General features: G+C 74.1%; 19 protein-coding genes. 4 read left to right on the top strand and 15 right to left on the bottom strand.

From position 1 onward, the window contains the following. Positions 1 to 197: 197 nt before the first annotated feature. Both ACIGXE_RS06225 and ACIGXE_RS06220 read left to right on the top strand, forming a co-directional pair. Positions 198 to 1,118 (top strand): SDR family oxidoreductase, encoded by a 921-nt coding sequence (locus ACIGXE_RS06225; protein ID WP_399743982.1) that lies wholly within the window; start codon positions 198 to 200, stop codon positions 1,116 to 1,118. A 110-nt stretch (positions 1,119 to 1,228) separates the two neighbouring features. Next, a complete protein-coding gene (locus ACIGXE_RS06220) occupies positions 1,229 to 2,008 on the top strand; it encodes a VOC family protein (protein WP_399743979.1) in 780 nt (259 codons plus the stop codon). Positions 2,009 to 2,024: 16 nt separating this feature from the next. Here the strand turns inward: ACIGXE_RS06220 and ACIGXE_RS06215 are convergent, their stop codons facing one another. The 14 genes from ACIGXE_RS06215 to ACIGXE_RS06150 form a co-directional block, all read right to left on the bottom strand. Continuing rightward, positions 2,025 to 2,858 (bottom strand): enoyl-CoA hydratase/isomerase family protein, encoded by an 834-nt coding sequence (locus ACIGXE_RS06215; protein ID WP_399743976.1) that lies wholly within the window; start codon positions 2,856 to 2,858, stop codon positions 2,025 to 2,027. A 61-nt stretch (positions 2,859 to 2,919) separates the two neighbouring features. Continuing rightward, positions 2,920 to 3,681 carry a PIG-L deacetylase family protein gene (locus ACIGXE_RS06210; RefSeq protein ID WP_399743973.1) on the bottom strand — a complete coding sequence of 254 codons (762 nt, stop codon included), beginning with the start codon at positions 3,679 to 3,681 and terminating at the stop codon, positions 2,920 to 2,922. 61 nt (positions 3,682 to 3,742) lie between these two features. Further along, positions 3,743 to 4,636 carry an SIS domain-containing protein gene (locus ACIGXE_RS06205; protein ID WP_399743970.1) on the bottom strand — a complete coding sequence of 298 codons (894 nt, stop codon included), beginning with the start codon at positions 4,634 to 4,636 and terminating at the stop codon, positions 3,743 to 3,745. Positions 4,637 to 4,715: 79 nt separating this feature from the next. Beyond that, on the bottom strand, positions 4,716 to 5,867 hold the full coding sequence (locus tag ACIGXE_RS06200) for a LacI family DNA-binding transcriptional regulator (protein WP_399743967.1): 1,152 nt from the start codon (positions 5,865 to 5,867) through the stop codon (positions 4,716 to 4,718). A 110-nt stretch (positions 5,868 to 5,977) separates the two neighbouring features. Beyond that, positions 5,978 to 7,279 carry an alpha/beta fold hydrolase gene (locus ACIGXE_RS06195; RefSeq protein WP_399743964.1) on the bottom strand — a complete coding sequence of 434 codons (1,302 nt, stop codon included), beginning with the start codon at positions 7,277 to 7,279 and terminating at the stop codon, positions 5,978 to 5,980. A 175-nt stretch (positions 7,280 to 7,454) separates the two neighbouring features. Continuing rightward, a complete protein-coding gene (locus ACIGXE_RS06190; protein WP_399743961.1) occupies positions 7,455 to 8,189 on the bottom strand; it encodes a dienelactone hydrolase family protein in 735 nt (244 codons plus the stop codon). Between the two features lie 271 nt (positions 8,190 to 8,460). Further along, positions 8,461 to 8,847 (bottom strand): VOC family protein, encoded by a 387-nt coding sequence (locus ACIGXE_RS06185; protein WP_399743958.1) that lies wholly within the window; start codon positions 8,845 to 8,847, stop codon positions 8,461 to 8,463. 148 nt (positions 8,848 to 8,995) lie between these two features. Beyond that, the gene (nadE, locus tag ACIGXE_RS06180; RefSeq protein ID WP_399743955.1) at positions 8,996 to 9,826 is read right to left on the bottom strand and encodes an ammonia-dependent NAD(+) synthetase; all 831 of its coding nucleotides are present in this window, start codon (positions 9,824 to 9,826) and stop codon (positions 8,996 to 8,998) included. Positions 9,827 to 9,968: 142 nt separating this feature from the next. After that, positions 9,969 to 11,093, bottom strand: coding sequence for a sulfite oxidase (locus ACIGXE_RS06175; protein WP_399743952.1), 1,125 nt, complete (start codon positions 11,091 to 11,093; stop codon positions 9,969 to 9,971). Between the two features lie 59 nt (positions 11,094 to 11,152). Further along, positions 11,153 to 12,727, bottom strand: coding sequence for a molybdopterin-dependent oxidoreductase (locus ACIGXE_RS06170; RefSeq protein ID WP_399743949.1), 1,575 nt, complete (start codon positions 12,725 to 12,727; stop codon positions 11,153 to 11,155). A gap of 334 nt (positions 12,728 to 13,061) precedes the next feature. Further along, positions 13,062 to 13,982 (bottom strand): amino acid ABC transporter permease, encoded by a 921-nt coding sequence (locus ACIGXE_RS06165; protein WP_399743946.1) that lies wholly within the window; start codon positions 13,980 to 13,982, stop codon positions 13,062 to 13,064. Further along, the gene (locus ACIGXE_RS06160) at positions 13,979 to 14,644 is read right to left on the bottom strand and encodes an amino acid ABC transporter permease (RefSeq protein WP_399743943.1); all 666 of its coding nucleotides are present in this window, start codon (positions 14,642 to 14,644) and stop codon (positions 13,979 to 13,981) included. Before ACIGXE_RS06160 ends, ACIGXE_RS06165 begins: the two co-directional genes overlap by 4 nt. A gap of 15 nt (positions 14,645 to 14,659) precedes the next feature. Next, positions 14,660 to 15,502 (bottom strand): glutamate ABC transporter substrate-binding protein, encoded by an 843-nt coding sequence (locus ACIGXE_RS06155; protein WP_399743941.1) that lies wholly within the window; start codon positions 15,500 to 15,502, stop codon positions 14,660 to 14,662. A gap of 38 nt (positions 15,503 to 15,540) precedes the next feature. Then, positions 15,541 to 16,296 (bottom strand): amino acid ABC transporter ATP-binding protein, encoded by a 756-nt coding sequence (locus tag ACIGXE_RS06150; protein ID WP_399743938.1) that lies wholly within the window; start codon positions 16,294 to 16,296, stop codon positions 15,541 to 15,543. 273 nt (positions 16,297 to 16,569) lie between these two features. On the opposite strand from ACIGXE_RS06150, the gene ACIGXE_RS06145 reads away from it, so the two are divergent. Together ACIGXE_RS06145 and ACIGXE_RS06140 are read left to right on the top strand one after the other, a co-directional pair. Next, entirely contained in the window at positions 16,570 to 17,085 is a 516-nt protein-coding gene (locus ACIGXE_RS06145; protein ID WP_399743935.1) for a hypothetical protein, read from the top strand. A 149-nt stretch (positions 17,086 to 17,234) separates the two neighbouring features. Next, complete coding sequence (locus tag ACIGXE_RS06140; protein ID WP_399743932.1) at positions 17,235 to 17,693, top strand: Crp/Fnr family transcriptional regulator; 459 nt, start codon at positions 17,235 to 17,237, stop codon at positions 17,691 to 17,693. A gap of 60 nt (positions 17,694 to 17,753) precedes the next feature. On the opposite strand, the gene ACIGXE_RS06135 is transcribed toward ACIGXE_RS06140, so the two are convergent. Next, positions 17,754 to 18,215, bottom strand: coding sequence for a GNAT family N-acetyltransferase (locus ACIGXE_RS06135; protein ID WP_399743929.1), 462 nt, complete (start codon positions 18,213 to 18,215; stop codon positions 17,754 to 17,756). Positions 18,216 to 18,450 lie beyond the last annotated feature (235 nt).

The raw sequence follows: 18,450 nt of genomic DNA, 5'->3' as shown, positions 1-18,450 counted from the left end.
CGGCCCGCAACGCCCATCCGCGCTGCCTCCGAGCCTCGTCGGCGCCCCTGGCGCCCCGACGACGCCCCGGCAACGTGCGCCGGAGCCCCCTACGCGCCCCACCGGCTGACCGCCCGCGGCCCTCTCGCCACCTCCGCCACGCGCCGATCGCCTCCCCGGGCCTTCCGTTCTCGCGGGCCGCGCGCTATCGATGCGCCATGACGGACGAGACGAGTGCGCATCCGCCGGGGCTGCCCGCGCCTCCCCCGCTCGGCGCCGCCGCGCTGCCCGCGGGCACCTTCGCAGGGCGGGCGGTCCTGGTGACCGGTGGGGGGTCCGGGCTCGGGAAGGCGATCGCCGCCGAGTTCGCGCGGCTGGGGGCGGATCTGGCGATCGTGGGGCGGACCGCCGCGCGGCTCGCGGCGGCGCGCGAGGAGCTGGCCGGGGTCGCGGGGACGCGGGTGGTGACCGGGGCGTGCGACATCCGCGAGCCGGAGCGGCTCGCCACCGTGTTCGACGCCTGCGAGGCGCGGCTCGGCGCCCGCCCGGACGTGCTGGTGAACTGTGCCGCCGCGAACTTCCCCGTGCCGGCGGAGGACCTGTCACCGAACGGCTGGCGGGCGGTCGTGGACATCACGCTCAACGGGACCTGGTTCACGACGCGGGAGTTCGCCCGGCGGCATCTGGCGGCCGGGACGCCCGGCTCGGTCGTCAACGTCGGGGCCTCTTACGCCTGGACGGGCGGGCCCGGGCACGCGCACTCGGCGGCGGCGAAGGCCGGGGTGAAGAACCTGACCGAGACCCTGGCCGTGGAGTGGGGACCGTACGGGATCCAGGTGAACGGCCTGGTGCCGGGGCTCATGCCGCACGAGGACATGGTGGCGGACATCCGGGAGAGCCTGGACCGGACCCCGGGAGGGCTGGACGCCCGTCAGCCGGCGCTGCGGGTGGGCCTGCCCCGCGAGCTGGGCTGGGCGGCGACCTTCCTGGCCTCCCCGTACGCCCGCTTCGTAAGCGGGCACACGCTGGTGGTGGACGGGGCGAACTGGCAGCGGCGTTCCCTCGTCAACGAGCCCGTGGTGCCGGTGCGCACCCAGCTGGGGCGGGGGCGGTTCGCGGCGGGGCCCGACGCGCGGTAGGCCGTGCGGATGAAACCCGGCCGACAGGGCGGCACGGGCCGGGGGCGGGGGCGAGGATCGGCCATGGTGACCGAAAGATCTTCATCCACCGGAAGGACGGGATTCACCCCATGCTCGGTACGGACTTCACCACGGGCTCGCCCAGCTGGATCGATCTCGGCAGCCCCGACACCGACGCCGCCGCCACGTTCTACGGGCGGGTCTTCGGCTGGGACTTCGCCTCCGCCGGGCCCGACGCGGGCGGCTACGGCTTCTTCCAGCAGGGCGGCCGGACGGTCGGGGCGCTCGGCCCGCTCACCGAGGAGGGCGCGAGCAGCGCCTGGACCGTCTACTTCCAGACGCCGGACGCGGACGCCACCGCGCACGCGGCCGAGGCCAACGGCGGGACGGTGCGCATGGCGGCCTTCGACGTCATGGACGCGGGCCGGATGGCCGCCCTGACCGACCCGGGCGGCGCGCGGTTCGCCGTGTGGCAGCCGGGCACGGTCAAGGGCCTGGACCGGACCTCGGAGCCCGACGCCCTGTTGTGGGTCGAGCTGCACACGGGCGACCCGGAGGCCACCCTCGCCTTCTACGGCGCGCTGTTCGGCTGGCGCTGGGAGACGATGGACGCGCCGGGCATGACGTACCGGGTGATCTCCACGGCCGAGGGCGACCTGAAGGACGCCTCGTTCGGCGGCGCGGCCCCGCTCCAGGCCGGGGCGAGCGTCTCGCGCTGGGTGCCGTACTTCATGGTGACGGACCCCGACATGACCGCCGCGACGGTGCAGGAGAGCGGCGGTTCGGTCCTGATGCCGCCGGCGGACGTGCCGCAGGTGGGCCGGATCGCCTGGTTCGCGGACCCGTTCGGGGCGCCCTTCGCCGTCCTGAAGCCGTCCCCCTCGATGTGAGCGGGCGCGGGCCGGGTCAGCGGCCTTCGAATCGGGGCGGCCTGCGGGCCGCCTTCGCCGCGTAGCCCTCGCGGGCGTCCTCGGAGGTGAGGGTGAGCGCGGCGGCGAGCGCGGTGCGGTCGAGGGCGGCGGCCATCCCCTGGTCGGCGTAGGCGTCGACGTCGCGCTTCACGGCGCGGACGGCGAGCGGGGCCGCCGCCGCGATGACGGCCGCCGTCCCGGCGGCCTCCCGGGCCAGGTCGGCGACGGGCGTGACCTGTTGGACGAGGCCGAGCCGGGCGGCGGTGGCCGCGTCGATCCGCCGGCCGGTGAGCGCGAGGTACTTGGCCCAGCCGGCCCCGGCCTCGCGGGCGATGCGCAGATCGCCGCCCGCGTCCACGGCGACGCCGATGCCGGTCTCGGGGAGGGCGAAGACGGCGTCCTCTGCGGCGATGCGGATGTCGGCCATGAGGGCCAGTTCGAAGCCGAAGCCGAGGCAGTAGCCCTGGACGGCTGCGACGATCGGCTGCGGCAGCCGGGCGAAGGCGGCGAACCGCTCGTGGACCCAGCGGATGCCCTCGGCGTAGTGCTCGGTCCGCTCGGCCGCCGACCGGCCGGTGATGGCGCCACCGGGCGCGGTGACGTCGATGCCGGCGCAGAAGGCCCGGCCCTCGGCGCGCAGCAGCACGACCCGGATCCGCTCGTCGAAGCGGATCCGGTCGGCGAACACGCCGAGCTGCCGACTCGCCTCCCAGCTCCAGCCGTTGAGCTTCTCCGGGCGGCACAGGGTGAGCACCCCGACGCCGTCCTCGACCCGGAGGGAGAGGCGTTCCTCACCCTTCGGGACGGTGTGGTCGAGCGTGTCGATCACCGCACACCCCCAGCATCCTGACGATGCGTCAGATTCCTGGGGTGAGACTAGCTCCGGCCCGTCAGCGGGGGAACACCTCGAACGCCACCGCGGGGCGGCCGCCGAAGCGGGCGGCGGCGCGGCCGGTCGACTCGGCGACGAAGTCGCGGACGTACTCCTCCGGGTCCCGGTCGGTCAGCGCCTCGATGTACGTGCGGTGGGCGAGGAGCGAGCGGTGGGCGCGCTCCAGTCCCGGGCGGGCGTCGACGGCGTGGGTCGGCAGGTTCGAACCGGCCACGGCCACCCAGCGGACCCCGTTCCAGGGTTCGAGGCCCTGCTCGGTGAGCTCGGGGAAGATCCAGCGGTTGCCCGCGTCCGCCGCCGCGTCCAGGGTGGCGCGGCCGACGGCCCGGTGGTCGGGGGTGTTCCAGAAGCCGCCGGGCTCCGGGCCCCAGGTGTCGCGGTGGTTGAGGGTGATGACGAGTTCGGGCCGGTGCCGGCGGATCGCGGCGGCGATGTCGCGGCGCAGGCCGAGGTCGTACGAGATCATGCCGTCCTCGTGGTCGAGGAACTCGACGGTCCCGACGCCCACGACCGCCGCGCTCGCCCGCTGCTCCCGCTCGCGCAGCGGACCGCAGGTGGCCGGGTCGACGGTGTCGATGCCGGCCTCGCCCCGCGTGACCAGCACGTAGGCGACCTCCTTGCCGGCGTCCGTCCAGCCCGCGACGGCCGCGGCGCAGCCGTACTCCAGGTCGTCGGGGTGAGCGACGACGGCGAGCGCGCGCTGCCAGTCGGAGGGCATCTCGGCCAGCTGCGGCAGGGCCTGTTCGGATTTCTCGGTCATGGGCGCAGGATACGGGCCGGGGCCCTGACCGGATCGCCGGCGGCGCGGCCGCGTCAGGGGGTCAGCGGGCCCCGGCGAGGATCACGGAGCGGGTGAGGTGGCGCGGGCGGTCGGGGTTGAGGCCGCGGCGGCCCGCGAGGGAGACGGCGAGCCGCTGGGCGCGCACCAGCGCGGCGACCGGGTCGACGGCGTCGGCGACGAACCGGGCGCCGGTCGCGGAGACTTCGTCGGCGAGGCCGGGCGGGACGGGGCCGAGGCACCAGACCAGGCTGCCGGGGTCGCTGATGCTGATCGGCCCGTGCCGGTACTCCATCGCCGGGTAGGACTCCGTCCAGGCGCGGGCCGCCTCGCGGAGCTTGAGCGCGGCCTCGTCGGCGAGACCGACGGTCCAGCCGGTGCCGAGGAAGGTGAACTGGTCGTGCCGCTCCCACGCGGCCGGCAGCGGCTCGTACAGGGCGAGGTCCGCGTCCACGATCGACGGGCCGAGGTCGACGCCGAGCCCGGCGCGCAGGAGTTGGAGCGCGGTGGTGGCGAACCGGGTCTGGACGACGGAGCGTTCGTCGGCGAACACCAGGTCGAGCACCGTGTCGGCGTGGTGTCCGGCCGGGCTGTCGGGGACCCCGGTGAGGGCCAGGGTCGGGATCCGGCCGGCGGCCCGGGCGAGCAGCTCGGCGACCTCGGTCGTGGTGCCGGAGCGGGTGAGGGCGACGATCCGGTCGTAGCCGCGGCCGAGCGGGGTCGGGTCGGAGGCGGGGAAGGCGTCGGTCTCCCCCGCGCCGAGGGACTCGCGCAGGGCGGCGTAGGCGCGGGCGATGAAGTACGAGGTGCCGCAGCCGACCACGGCGATCCGCTCCCCGGCACGGGGCAGCAACGCGACCCGTTCGGCGGCGATCTCGGCGGCGCGCCGCCAGCAGTCGGGCTGGCTGGCGATCTCGGTGTCGACGTGGGTGGTCATGTCCGTCCCTCTCTCGGCGCGGGGAGCTCGGGGCTCGGACGGTTTGTATCCCGCGGCGCGAGCGCGGCACCATGAGCAATCAGTGAGCGGGGCTTGGACTTTTGTGCGCGTCCCGGCGCGCGCCGTCCCCCGGCGCCGCCCCGCACGAGGCGCGCACGACGAGCCGGGGGCGCAGCTGGACCTGGTGGAGCGGGGAGGCCCCGCCCTCGGTGAGCCGGCGCAGCAGGATCTGCGCGGCGAGCCTGCCGACCTGGAACTTGGGCGGGGACACGGCCGTCAGCGGGGTCTCCGCGACGTCCGCGAACTCGTTGTCGTACGAGATCAGGGCGAGGTCGTCGGGGACCCGCAGGCCCGCCCGGCGGGCGGCGGCGAGGACCAGCGCGGCCTCGCGGTCGCCGAAGCAGAGCGCGGCGGTGGCGCCCGCGGCGCGCAGCGCGGCCACGGCCCGGTCGGCGCGCTCGGGGTTCCACTCGGCCATGGCGTCGCTCTGGTGACAGGGCGTCGGCAGACCGAGGTCGGCGATCGCGCGGGCGAAGCCGGACCCGATGGGGGCGGTGGTGGGGGCGTCGGAGCGGACCACGAGGCCGAGCCGCCGGTGCCCGAGGCCGCGCAGGTGGCGTACGGCGTCGTAGGCGCCGCCCTCGTGGTCGGTGCACACGTGCTCGGTGGGGTCGCCGGGCCCGTACGCGGCGAGCCGGCGCTCGACGAGGACGGCGGGGACGGACAGGGCCAGGAGTTCCTCGGCCCGGCGGCCCGGGTCGGTGGCGGTGTGCAGGGTGGGGACGAGCAGCAGCCCGTGGACGCCGGCGGACAGGAGCCGTTCGACGGCGGCGTCCTCCTCGTCGGGGTCGTAGTGCGAGCAGGCGAGGACGAGCCGTGCGCCGGCCGCGGCGAGCTCCTGCTCGATGCCGTGCAGCACCCGCGGGTAGTAGAAGGCCGTGTCGGGGACGAGGACGCCGACCACCCTGCGGTCGGCGCGCCGCTCCTCGGGACGGTGGGCGGCGAACGTGCCCGCGCCCTGGCGGCGTTCGACCAGGCCGAGCGCGACGAGGTCCTCGTAGGCGCGACGTACGGTGGTCACCGAGACGCCGGTCTCGGCGGCGAGGGCCCGCTCGGTGGGCAGCTTGCTGCCGGGCGGCCAGGTGCCGTCGAGCATGCCCTGCCGCAGCTGGGCCACGAGGGCCCGGAACTTCAGCTCGCGTCCGGTCGCCGGAATCTCGCGGTGTGCCACCGGGCCCCCTGCTGCGCCGATTGCTGATCGATTGCGCCGCGAATCCTATCCCCGGGGCCGGGGATTGCTCCCGTGCGGAGTGCGGAGGGACGGCGCTCGCCCGCCCGCGCTCACAGCTCGTCGCGGGCGAGGGCGAGGAGGCGGTCGAGGACGCGCCGGCCGCCGGCCCGGACGCCGTCGTGCTCGAACTCGTCGGTGACCCAGGTGCGCAGGCCGCGGACGGCCCGCGCGGTCTCCAGGGAGTGCGCGGTGTCCACGTACATGTCGGCGTGGTAGATCACGGCGGCGGCCGGCACCTCGTTGGCCGCGAGGCGGGCGGGGTCGTACAGCGGGGCCCAGTCGGCGCGGGCCGCGAGCAGCTCGGCGGTCTCGCGGAGCGGGGACAGCGCCGGGTCGGTGGTGAAGTGCCAGGGGTGGACCGTCTCCCCGGTGAAGAGGACGGGCCCGTCGCCGGCGAGGGCCTTGGGCGCGTCGAACTCGGGGAACTCGGCGCGCACCCGTTCGGCGGCCCAGTCGGTCGGTCCCGCGCCCTGGGCGTAGATGGCCTCGTGGAGGACGGCGTAGAGCGGGTGGCCGGCGAAGGAGAGGTGGGCCTGGACGTTCTCGAGGAAGGCGTCGGAGAGGGCGGGGCCGGCCGGGGTGGGCACGAAGGCGTCCTCGAGGAGCAGATGGAGCTGGTGGCTCCCCTCTCCGCCGCCGAGGAGGATGCCGAGGGACTGGAAGGCCTCGGGGGTGAGCCGGCCCCCGCCGGGCAGGGTGACCTGCCGCTCGTGGAGGTGGGCGGCGATCCGGCGGACCCGCTCGACGTCGTCGGGGTAGCGGGCGTAGTGGGCCGTGTTCTTGGCGCGGACGCGGGGGTAGGCGGCGCGGTAGACGTCGTCGGCGGTGGCGTGCAGGGACGGCAGTCCGCCGGTGACGAGGACGGTGGCCAGCCCTTCGGGGGCGGTGGACAGGTAGTGGGTGGCGCAGAAGCCGCCGAAGCTCTGGCCGAGGACGGTCCAGGGGGCGCCGCCGGTGAGGTCCCGGCGGATCAGCTCGCAGTCCCGGACGATGGAGTCGGCGCGGAAGTGGGCGAGGTAGGCGGCCTGCTCGCGCGGGGTGCCGCGGAGGGGCAGGGTCTGCCGGTTGGCGGGGGTGGAGCGTCCGGTGCCGCGCTGGTCGAGGAGGAGGACGCGGAACTCCTGGACGGCCCGGCCGAGCCAGGCCTGCGGACCGACGAAGCGCCGCGCGCCGAAGCCGGGTCCGCCCTCCAGGTAGAGCAGCCACGGCAGATCGGTGCGGTGCGCCTTGTCACTCGCGACGACCTCGCGTCCGTAGACCTCGATCGTCTCGCCGCCGGGGCGGGCGTGGTCGAGGGGCACGGTGAAGCGGCGGTCGGTGAGGACGAGGCCGGGCTGGCGGTAGGTGGACAAGGCGACGTGCTCCTGTTCGTGACGCTCCCCCGCCAGGACAGTGGATCACACGACGGCGGCGCACACCGTTCAGGGGGCACGGGTGGGAGGCCCTGGGGGCCGCCCCCGAGCCGGCGGGGGCGGCCCTGCGGCCACACGGAGCCGAATGGTTCGGCCCGGTCCTCCGGCCGGAGTCTCAGCTGACGCCCACGGTGCGGTCCAGGAGGGGGAGCAGGCGGTCCCAGTGGCGCTGCAGCCCGGAGGCGCTGAACGCGTCGGTGTCGGACATGGTGAAGCCGTGGACGGTGCCGGGGTAGATCTCGGAGGTGTGGGCGACACCCGCGGCGTCCAGGGCCTGGTTGAGCTCGCCGAGTGCCTCCGGAGTCATGTCGCCCTCGGCGTGGCCGAGGTGGACCTCGGCGGTGAGTCCGGAGAAGAGGCCGGGCCCGTCGGCGCCCACGGGGCCGTGGAACGCGGCCACGGCGGCCACCCGGCCGGGGTGGGCCGCGGCGGTGCGCATCGCCAGGAGGCCGCCGATGCAGTAGCCGGTCACCGCGAGCGGACCGGCGCCGACCTCGGGCCGGTCGGTGAGGAACCCGAGGTAGGCGTCGGCGTCGCTCAGGACGCGTTCGGTGGTGTGCGCCTCTATCAAGGGCATCAGCCGGGCGAAGACCGCGGGCCGGTCCTCTTCCCCGATGTGCTCGGGGAGTTCGACCACCGGTGCCGGGCCGTGGCGGTAGAAGAGGTTCGGGACGAGCACGTAGTAGCCGTGTCCGGCCAGTTCGCGGGCCATCTCCCGCAGCACGGGCCGGATGCCGAAGCCGTCCGGGTACATCAGCACCCCGGGGTGCCGCTCGCCGCGGTCGGGGAAGGCGGCGAAGGCGTCGGCCTGACCGTCCGGGGTGGGAATCAGCAGCGTCTCGATGGGCATGGGACCTCCTGTCGTGGTGGATGTGTCGAACCTGTGGTCAACACGACGGAGGCGGAGCCCGCGCGGCGGCGCGGGATCCTCGATCGGGCGGCGGGCCCGCATCGGCCCGCGCGGCGCTCAGCGGAGCACCGGGTCACCGATCCGTGTGCGGCGCGATGCCATCCCGGTAGTCATGGCCACACCCTAGCCCACGGCCTTGGTCGATCTCCCGGGTCCTGCCGTCCCACTCCCGCCGCTGCCCGGAGGGCAGGCGGGACTTTCCGGACACGCCCTAGGGCTGGAGCACGGCGAGGACGTTCTTCGCCGGGTCGGTGAACCAGGCGATGGCGGGGCCCCGGGTGTCGCGGCAGATGTCGTTGCCGTCGAACTCGAAGCCGGGGTAGCGCTGGAACTCCACCCCGCGCGCCTTCAGGTCCTCGACCGCGGAATCGATGTCGTCCACCTCGAAGTTGAGGACCGTGAAGCTCGCCGGCCGGTGCTGGTCGCCCTTCGGATAGACGAAGACCCTCGCCCCGCCGGCGAGGGTCAGGAACAGCATCCGCATGTCGCCCTCCCCTTCCTCGGCCGTCCCGAGGCCCAGGGTCTCGTCGTAGAAGCGACGGGCGGCGTCGAGGTCGTCGACCGAGAAGCTGCTGAATGCCTTGGTGTTCCCGAACACGGGCGGTTCTCCCTTCGGTGGGGCGTCTGCTGACGTCCCCTCAGGGCACACCACCGGGCGCACACCCGGCCGCCCCCGCCACGCGGAAACGGCCGGATGGTCCTCCGCCGTCACCCGAGGGTGACAGCGGACCCGGACCCCCTACGGGTCAGGGGGCGATGGGGAGCTTGCGCTTGTGGTCGGTCAGCTCGTAGCGGCGCACGATCGACGCGAAGGCGACCTCGCCTACCGGCTTGCCCTCCAGGAAGTCGTCGATCTCGTCGTACGTCACGCCGAGCGCGTCCTCGTCCGGCTTGCCCGGGTCCAGGGTCTCCAGGTCGGCCGTCGGGGTCTTCCAGACCAGCTCCGCGGGGGCGCCGAGCCGGTCCGCGACGGCGCGGACCCGGCGCTTGGTGAGGCCGGTGAGCGGGACGAGGTCGGCCGCGCCGTCGCCGTACTTCGTGAAGAAGCCGGAGACCGCCTCGGCCGCGTGGTCGGTGCCGACGACCAGGCCGTCGTGGGCGCCGGCGACCGCGTACTGGGCGATCATCCGCTGCCGGGCCTTGATGTTGCCGTGCACGAAGTCCTCGTGGTGGGCGTCGCGGAAGGCGACCCCGGCGGCGCGGGTCGCGTCGAGGGCGGCGTCGCTGGCCGGCTTGATGTCCACGGTGAGGACCCGGTCGGCCTTGATGAAGTCGAGCGCGAGCTGGGCGTCGTGCTCGTCGGCCTGGACCCCGTACGGCAGGCGCATGGCGTAGAACGTGGCGTCGTGCCCGGCGGCGCGGGCCCGCTCGACGGCGAGCTGGCAGAGCCGTCCCGTGGTGGTGGAGTCGACGCCGCCGCTGATGCCCAGGACCAGCGAGCGCAGGCCCGTGGAGGTGAGGCGCTCGGCGAGGAAGGCGACCCGGCGCTCGATCTCCGCGCTCGGGTCGAAGGTCTCGGCGACCTCCAGCTCCCGGGCGATCTGCTGCTGCAGGGCGATGGTCTCCGGGTCGGTCACGGAATGCTCCTCGGTCGTGCGGTGTCTGCGGTGGACGTCCCGGGGCGACTCTATCCCGGACCTCCGGGCGGACCACGGGCCCGTCGGGCCTACGTGAGCAGGCCCACCCTCCCGCTCGCCGGGCCGCCGCTCGGCCGCTCGCCTACGCGACGCACACCACCTCGACCCGCTGGACCAGGTTGTTGCCGAAGCCGCCGCGGTTCCACGGTGCCGTGAGCGGCTGGGTGCGGCCGGTGGCGTCGGTGGCGCGGACGGTGAGCACGTACGAGCCGGGGGTCGCGGTCCACGTCGTGCGCCACGCGGCCCACGCGAAGGGCCGGTCCGGGTCGGCGGTCACTTGGGCGTCCGTCCAGCTCTTCTCGCCGTCCGTGCTTAGCTCCACCCGGACCACCGGCGCGTGTCCGGACCAGGCGCGGCCGGACAGCGGGACCTGGCCGGGCCGCACGACGCGGGTGCGGGACATGAAGTCGGGGAAGCCGGGCGGGGTCATCAGGGCGCGGGGCGCGATGACGTCCACGGGCTCGCCGGGGTCGTCGGGCTCCTGCCGGTAGCGGTAGGCGACCGACTGCTGGAAGCCGGTGAACGGGGTGTCGGTGACGGTGATGTCGCGCAGCCACTTGACGCTCGCCATGCCGTACCAGCCGGGCACGACGAGCCGCAGCGGGTGTCCGTGCTGGGGCGGGAGCGGGCCGCCGTTCATCGCGTACGCCACGAGCACGCCCCGGGCGGGATCGGCGGCGACGGACAGCGGCAGGCTGCGCCGGTAGTCCTGCTCGGTGCCGCGCTCGACGCCGTGGTCGGCGCCGGTGAAGACGGCCTCGACCGCGCCGTCGGCGACGCCCGCCTCGGCGAGCAGCCCGGCCAGCGGGACGCCGGTCCAGTCGGCCGTGCCGACGGCCTCCACCAGCCAGGGCTGGCTGACCGGGCGGGGCGCGAGGCGGGCCCGGCCGTTGCCGGCGCACTCCAGGGTGACCCGATGGGTGACGGCGGGCCGCTCGCGCAGCGCCGCCAGGTCCAGGGAGAGGGGACGGGCGACCCGGCCGCCGACGCCGAGCCGCCAGTCCTCGGGGTCGGGGTCGACGTCCGGGATGTCGTAGTGGACCAGGACGTAGTGGAGGCCGGGCGGTGTGGTGTCGTAACGGAGCGCTTCGAGGGGCAGACCGTGGTTGCGTGCGGCGAGGGCCAGCTCCGCGGTGCTGACGCCCTCGTCGGGCCCGGCGAGCCGGCCCGGCGCGCTGACGTCCCTGAGGTCGGGCGTGCCGTCCATGTCTTCATGGTGCGCCGCCCGGCCCGTCCGCTCATCCGCAGGTGGCGCCGCGGGGCGGCTCAGGCCGGGTCGACCGTCACGACGACCGAGTGGTAGCCGGTGGCCCCGTCGGGCATCGTGCCCTGCCGCTGTTCGGTCTGGACCGCGCCGGTGCCGTCGGTGGCCCGCACGGTGAGGGTGTGCCGGCCCGGTTCGGCCTGCCAGCGGTGGACCCACTGGCGCCAGGTGTCCCGGCTGTCCTCCGCGCCGAGCTCGGCGTCCTGCCAGGGCCCGTCGTCGACCCGTACCTGCACCCGGGAGACGCCCCGGTGCTGGGCCCAGGCCACCCCGGCGACGGCGACGGTCCCGGCGGTGGCCCGGCCGAAGGCGCGCGGGGTGTCGATGCGGGACTCGGTCTTGATCGGCGCCTGGGCGGCCCAGCCGCGCGGCACCCAGTAGGCGTCGTACGCGGCGAAGGTGGTCAGCTCGACGGACGCGATCCATTTGCAGGCGGAGACGTACCCGTACAGCCCGGGGACGACCATGCGGACGGGGAATCCGTGCTCGAAGGGCAGGGGCTCGCCGTTCATGCCGAAGGCGAGGAGGGCGTCGCGGCCGTCCATGACGGCCTCGACGGGGGTGCCGATGGTCATCCCGTCCACCGAGCGGGCCACCAGCTGGTCGGCCGGGCCGCCGGCCGAGGGCGGGCGCACCCCGCACTCGCGCAGCAGGTCGGCCAGGCGGACGCCGAGCCAGCGGGCGTTGCCGACGAGGGGGCCGCCGACCTCGTTGGAGACGCAGGCGAGGGTGACGTCCCGCTCGACGACCTCACGGCGCATCAGCTCGGCCAGGGTGAACACCCGCTCCCGCGGCACTCCCCTGCCGTGCACGCGCAGCTGCCAGGTGTCGGCGTCGACGCGCGGGACGACGAGGGCCGTGTCGACCCGGTAGAAGTCGCGGTTCGGGGTGACGAAGGGGCTGATGCCCTCGACGGGCAACTGGGCTCCGCGCGGGACGGCGGGGGCGGGCGACGCGGGCCGGGGCAGCCGGAGGGCGTTACGGGAGGCCGTGGCGTGCTCGGAGCGGGTGGAGCCCACGCTGCGGGCGAGGACCATGGCGCCGGTCGCGCCGAGCACCATGCCGGCGCCGGTCAGCAGGAAGCCCCGCCGGTCCGGGGCCGCGGCGGCGCCGGCGCGCGGGGCGGTCAGGCGCCGGGCCAGCACGTACAGGACGACCGCGGCGGCCGCCGCCCCGACCAGCGAGGGCAGCGCGTCGGCGGGGGACGTGGAGTCGGGGCGGGTGACGGCGGCGAGTGCCCCGACCGCGCCCAGCACGGCCACGCCCGCGACGGCCGCGACCGGCCGGCGCAGGGCGAGCAGGCCGAGGGCGGCGGCGAGGCCCGCGAGCAGCACGAGGATGCCGAACTCCAGGACCGCCTTGTCGCTCTCGCCGAACGTACGGATCGCCCACTCCTTGATCCCGGCGGGCGTCCGGTCGACGACCGCGTCCCCGACGGCGGGTACGGGTCCGGCCTCGGGCCGCACCAGGACGGCGACGAGCGCGGCGACGGCGAGGCCGCCGTACCCGGCGACGAGTCCGCCGAGCGCGGCGAGGAGACGGTCCGTGGGGGTGAGCGTGGGGGGTGTGGCGGTCATGCCCTTGATTCTCGGCACGGGAGTCGCCGGAGGTGAGGGGGTGGGGCTTCCGGTCACCGGACCGTAAGAAGTCGGGGGGCGGGGAAGTCCGAGGGGTCGGGGAGGCCCGGGGGGCGGGGAAGTCGGAGGGTCGGGGCGGGGAGGCCGGGGGATCGGGAAGACCGGGGGCGGGAAGGCCCGGGGGCGGGAAGGCCGGGGGGCGGGGAGGCCGGGGAGCGGGGTCGGGGGTCGCGGGGTCGGGGGCCTCGGGCCGCACCGGACATCGGGGGCCCAGGGGCGACGCCGAAGACCGGAAAGACCTGAGGCCCGGCTCGCCCCGCCGCGCCCCTCCCGCTCAGGGCCGCTCTCCGCCTCCCGTCGGCGGGTGCTGGTGCTCCCCGGGGACGGCGAGCTCTTCCACGGCCTCGACGCCGACGACCGCGCCGGTGGTCTTCTTGCCGCGGCGCAGCCTGCCCTCCAGCCAGGCGGCGAAGCTGGTGAGGAGGAAGTTGAGGACGACGAAGATGACGGCCACGACGGTGAAGGACGCGATGGTGTTCGCACCGTAGTTGGCGCTCATCGGCCGGACGGAGGCGAGGAGCTCGGAGAAGCCGAGCATCGCGCCGCCGAGCGCGGTGTCCTTCACGATGACGACGAGCTGGCTGACGAGGGCCGGCAGCATCGCCGTGACGGACTGCGGCAGCAGCACGTACGTCATGGTCTGGCCCTTGCGCATGCCGATCGCCTTGGCCGCGTCGGTCTGGCCGGCCGGCAGGGCGAGGATGCCCGCGCGCACGACCTCGGCGAGGACGGAGGCGTTGTAGAGCACGAGGCCGGTGACGACCGCGTACAGGGGCCGGTTCTCGGGGCTGACGTCGGTGAACTCCGAGTAGGCCGCGTTGGCGAAGAGCATCAGGATCAGGACCGGGATGGCCCGGAAGAACTCCACGACCGTGCCGGCCACGGCGCGGACCCAGGCGTGGTCGGAGAGCCGGGCGATGCCGAAGAGCGCGCCGAGAGGCAGCGCGATGACCATGGCGAGGGCGGCGGCGATCACGGTGTTCTGCAGGGCCGGGAGGATGTACGTGGTCCAGACCCGGGGGTCGGTGAAGAAGGGCGACCACTTGGCCCAGGCGAGCTGGTCCTTGTCGGCGAGGCTCTGCAGCACCCACCAGACGACGGCGGCCAGGCCGACCACGAAGACCAGCGTGTAGAGGACGTTGCGGCGCCGGGCGTGCGGCCCGGGCACGTCGTAGAGGACGGTGGGCTTGCTCATCGTTTCACCGCCACCTTCTTGGCGACCCAGCCGAGGAACAGCCCGGTCGGCAGGGTCAGGCAGATGAAGCCGAAGGCGAAGATCGCGGAGATGAGGAGGAGCTGGGCCTCGTTCTCGATCATCTCCCGCATCAGCAGCGCGGCTTCGGCGACGCCGATGGCTGCGGCGACGGTGGTGTTCTTGGTGAGGGCGATGAGGACGTTGGTGAGGGGCCCGACGACCGAACGGAAGGCCTGGGGCAGCACGATCAGCCGCAGCGTCTGGGTGAAGTTCAGCCCGATCGCGCGCGCGGCCTCGACCTGCCCCAGGGGGACGGTGTTGATGCCGGAGCGGAGCGCCTCGCAGACGAAGGCGGAGGTGTACGCGATGAGGCCGAGGACGGCGAGCCGGAAGTTGATGGTCGTGAAGTCCTTGGCGCCCATGCTCACTCCGAGGGTCTGGAAGAGACCGAGGGAGGTGAAGACGATGATGACGGTGAGCGGGATGTTGCGGACGATGTTGACGTAGACGGAGCCGAAGCCCCGCATGAGGGGGACGGGGCTGACCCGCATGGCGGCCAGCAGCGTCCCCCAGATGAGGGAGCCGATGGCGGAGTAGATCGTCAACTGGACCGTGGTCCAGAAGGCTCCCAGGATGTCGTAACCCTCAAGGAAGTCGAACACGGCTGCCTGCCCTGCTCACTGGACGACGACGCCGATCTTCGGGGCGGGTTCGTTCTTGTATCCGGCGGGGCCGAAGTTCTCGTCCACGGCCTTCTGCCAGGACCCGTCGGCGACCATCTTCTGCAGCGCCGCGTTGATCTTGGCCTTGAGTTCGCTGCCCTTCTGGACGCCGATGCCGTAGTTCTCGTTGCTCATCTTGAAGCCGCCGAGCTTGAACTTGCCCTTGAACTCGGGCTGCGCGGCGTAGCCGGCGAGGATCGAGTCGTCGGTGGTGAGGGCGTCGATCACGCCGTTCTCCAGGCCGGTCAGGCATTCGGAGTAGCCGCCGTACTCCTGGAGCTGCGCCTGCGGGGCGAGCTTCGTCTTCACGTTCTGCGCGGAGGTGGAGCCGGTGACCGAGCACAGCTTCTTGTTGTTGAGGTCGGAAGGCTTGGTGATGGAGTTGTCGTTCGCGCGGATCAGCACGTCCTGATGGGCCAGCAGGTAGGGACCGGCGAAGTCGACCTTCTGGAGCCGCTTGTCGTTGATCGAGTAGGAGGCGGCGATGAAGTCCACGTCGCCGCGCTGCAGCAGCGTCTCGCGGTCGGCGCTCTTGGCCTCCTTCCAGACGATGTCGGACGGCTTGTAGCCGAGCTGCTTCGCTACGTACGTGGCGACGGCGACGTCGAAGCCCGTGTACTTGCCGTCCGGCGTCTTGAGCCCGATGCCGGGCTGGTCGAACTTGATGCCGACGGTGATCTTCTTGTCGCCGTCTCCCGACCCGCCACCGCCGTCGTCGCTGCACGCGGCTCCGGTGAAGGAGAGCACCACAGCGGCGGCCGCGGCCAGGGTGAGCCTGCGGGTCCTGTTCGGGTTCATGGTCATCACCCCAGGTGAGAACGGACTTCGGATACGGGTCAGTGGTGGAGGATCTTCGACAGGAAGTCCTTGGCGCGCTCGCTGCGCGGGTTGCTGAAGAACTCGTCGGGGGTGGCCGATTCGACGATCCGGCCGTCCGCCATGAAGACCACGCGGTTGGCGGCCGAGCGGGCGAAGCCCATCTCGTGGGTGACGACCACCATCGTCATGCCGTCCCGGGCCAGCTGCTGCATGACCTCCAGGACCTCGTTGATCATCTCCGGGTCGAGCGCCGAGGTCGGCTCGTCGAACAGCATCACCTTCGGCTCCATCGCCAGCGCGCGGGCGATCGCCACCCGCTGCTGCTGACCGCCGGAGAGCTGCGCCGGGTACTTGTCCGCCTGGTTGGCCACCCCGACCCGCTCCAGCAGCGAGCGGGCCCGCTCCTCGGCCTTCCCGCGGTCCTTCTTGCGGACCTTGATCTGGCCGAGGGTGACGTTGGCGAGCACGGTCTTGTGCGCGAAGAGGTTGAAGGACTGGAAGACCATGCCGACGTCGGCGCGGAGCGCGGCCAGGGCCTTGCCCTCGGCCGGGAGCGGCTTGCCGTCGATGGTGATGGTGCCGGAGTCGATCGTCTCCAGGCGGTTGATGGCGCGGCAGAGCGTGGACTTGCCCGATCCGGAGGGCCCGATGACGACCACGACCTCCCCGCGGTGGATGGTGAGGTCGATGGACTGGAGCACATGGAGCGCGCCGAAGTGTTTGTCGACGTCTTTGAGTACGACGAGTGCGTCGCCTCCGTCCGGGACGCCCATGGCACCCTCCTCGGGGGACACCGACCGCGTGCTGCCGCTCCCTCCCCAGGTTCATGCTCCGCCCTCCGCCGGGAGGGCGCACGCCGGACGAGGCGGAGGAGTACCGGTGGCCGGCCGTCGGGCGGTAGCCGGTGACGGTCTCCCGCTCCGGTGACGGGTGTCCGGTGGCCGTTGGCCGTTGGCCGGTGACCGGGATGCGGGACACCGGCCCGGAGGCCTTGCCTCCGGGTGCCCCGGCTTGCTTGGATCTTCTCCCCGCGCACGATCTCGCCGGTGTCCACGGCGACACCGAGAGGGGAGCCTCCCATCACCGCAGCCATCCCGGAGTACCTGCGCGCCGAGGGCCGCGTGCTCACGGACTCCCTCATCCCGCTCGTCGACCGCTTCCGGGCCCGCCAGTCCGACGACGGCACCGTCCCCGCCCCCGGCCCGGCCGACCGGGCGCTGCTGCTGCGGATACGGGAGGAAGGTGCGGCCTGGTACCGGCGGCACGCACTCGACGAGCAGGCCGAGGCGCTGGAGGCCGATGTCGACGGCTGGCTGGCGGCCGGTCTCGACACTCCTCCTCACTTCGCGCACTCCCACAAGGCCCTGCCCGCACCCGCGCCCGGCGAGACCGTCTTCCTCCTCGCCGCCGACCGGCCGGGCGACCGCGGCCCGCACGAGGGCCGGCGCCTGGACTGCTTCTTCGCACTGTACGAGGAGGCCGCGACGGCGGCGTCCGGGTCCGACGGCCGCACACCGCCCTGGGTGCTGATCGCCGGCAGCGAGGGCGTCCTCGCACGGTAGGGACGCGACGCACCGCGACCACAGGAACACCCTCCGTGGTCGCGCTGCGGCGTCCGTGTGACGGGGCGCGTGCGGCGACTGCGTACGGCGCGGGGGCGACGGACACTGGAGGCGGACGCACCGCAGCCGCAGGTCCGAGGAGGTCCGCCATGAGCACCGCCGCACCCAAGGTCAGCACGCTGCCGCCGGAGCACCGGGAACGGCTCATGGCCTTCGCCGAGGACGTGTACTTCGAGTCCGGGCACCGCCTCTTCGAGGAGCAGGACCGCGCCGACCGCTTCTGGATCGTGAAGACGGGCGCGGTCACGCTCGACGCGAAGGTGCCGGGGCGCGGCTCACCGGTGATCGAGACGCTGCGGCACGGCGAGCTCGTCGGTCTGTCGTGGATGTTCCCGCCCTATCTGTGCCAGTCGGGCGCGGAGGCGATGACGCCGGTCAGGGCGTACGAGTTCGACGCGACGGCCGTCCGCTCGATGTGCCGCACGGACGCCGAGTTCGGCGCGTCCGTGACGTACTGGGTGGGCCGGATCCTGGCCCACCGGCTGCACGTGACGCGGGTCAGGCTGCTGGACCTGTACGCGCCGCACGGCAGCGGCATCCTGGCCTGAGAACACACGTGCCGCCCCGCCGGTCCCGCGTTCCGGCCGGGCGGACCGGCCGGGCCGGGGTCAGTCCGTGCCGGCGAGGTCCTTCACGTGCCAGTCGTAGACGGCGCCGTCGGCGTGGCTGATCTGACCGCGGCGTACGAAGCCGGCGCGGTGGGCGACGGCGGAGGCGGCCGGGTCGTCGGCGGCCGTGACGATGACGGCTCGGCGGGCGCCTTCCGTACGGGCGTGGTCGCAGGCGAGCAGGACCGCCCGGGTGGCGAAGCCGCGGCCGCGCGCCTCGGGACGGAGGGCGTAGGTCAGGTCGACGTCGCCGTGGGCGGCCCCGGCGGCCGGCGGGCGCAGCTCCACGGTGCCGACCAGCCGGCCGGCCCGGATCGCGAAGGTGCGGCCGGTGCCGTGCGCGCGCCACCGCCGGCGCGGACGGGGGCGGGTGGGGCCGGGCGCGGAGGTCGTGGCCGCCTCGGCGGGGTCGAGCGGCGACAGGGTGACGACCCCGTCGCAGAGCTTCACATCATCACGCATCCAAGCGATCTTGTCGTCGATCCGTCCGTGCCACAATCGGTATCCGGACGGACACGCGGGACATCCCGCCGTGTCGCCGCGTGCCGGCCGCGCCGCCACTCGAACGGCCCGGTGAGGCGGTGTCAGAAGCCCGTGGGCGGGAAGCTGGGCCATGGACGTCGGGAGGCTACGGTGAGCGGAGACACCGAGGACCGGACGCGTCGGCGGGCACGCGTCCGAGCGCTCGCGCTGGACC

The organism is Streptomyces sp. NPDC053431, from assembly GCF_044544925.1.
Lineage (GTDB): Bacteria > Actinomycetota > Actinomycetes > Streptomycetales > Streptomycetaceae > Streptomyces.
This window is presented reverse-complemented; position numbering and strand designations above follow the sequence as displayed.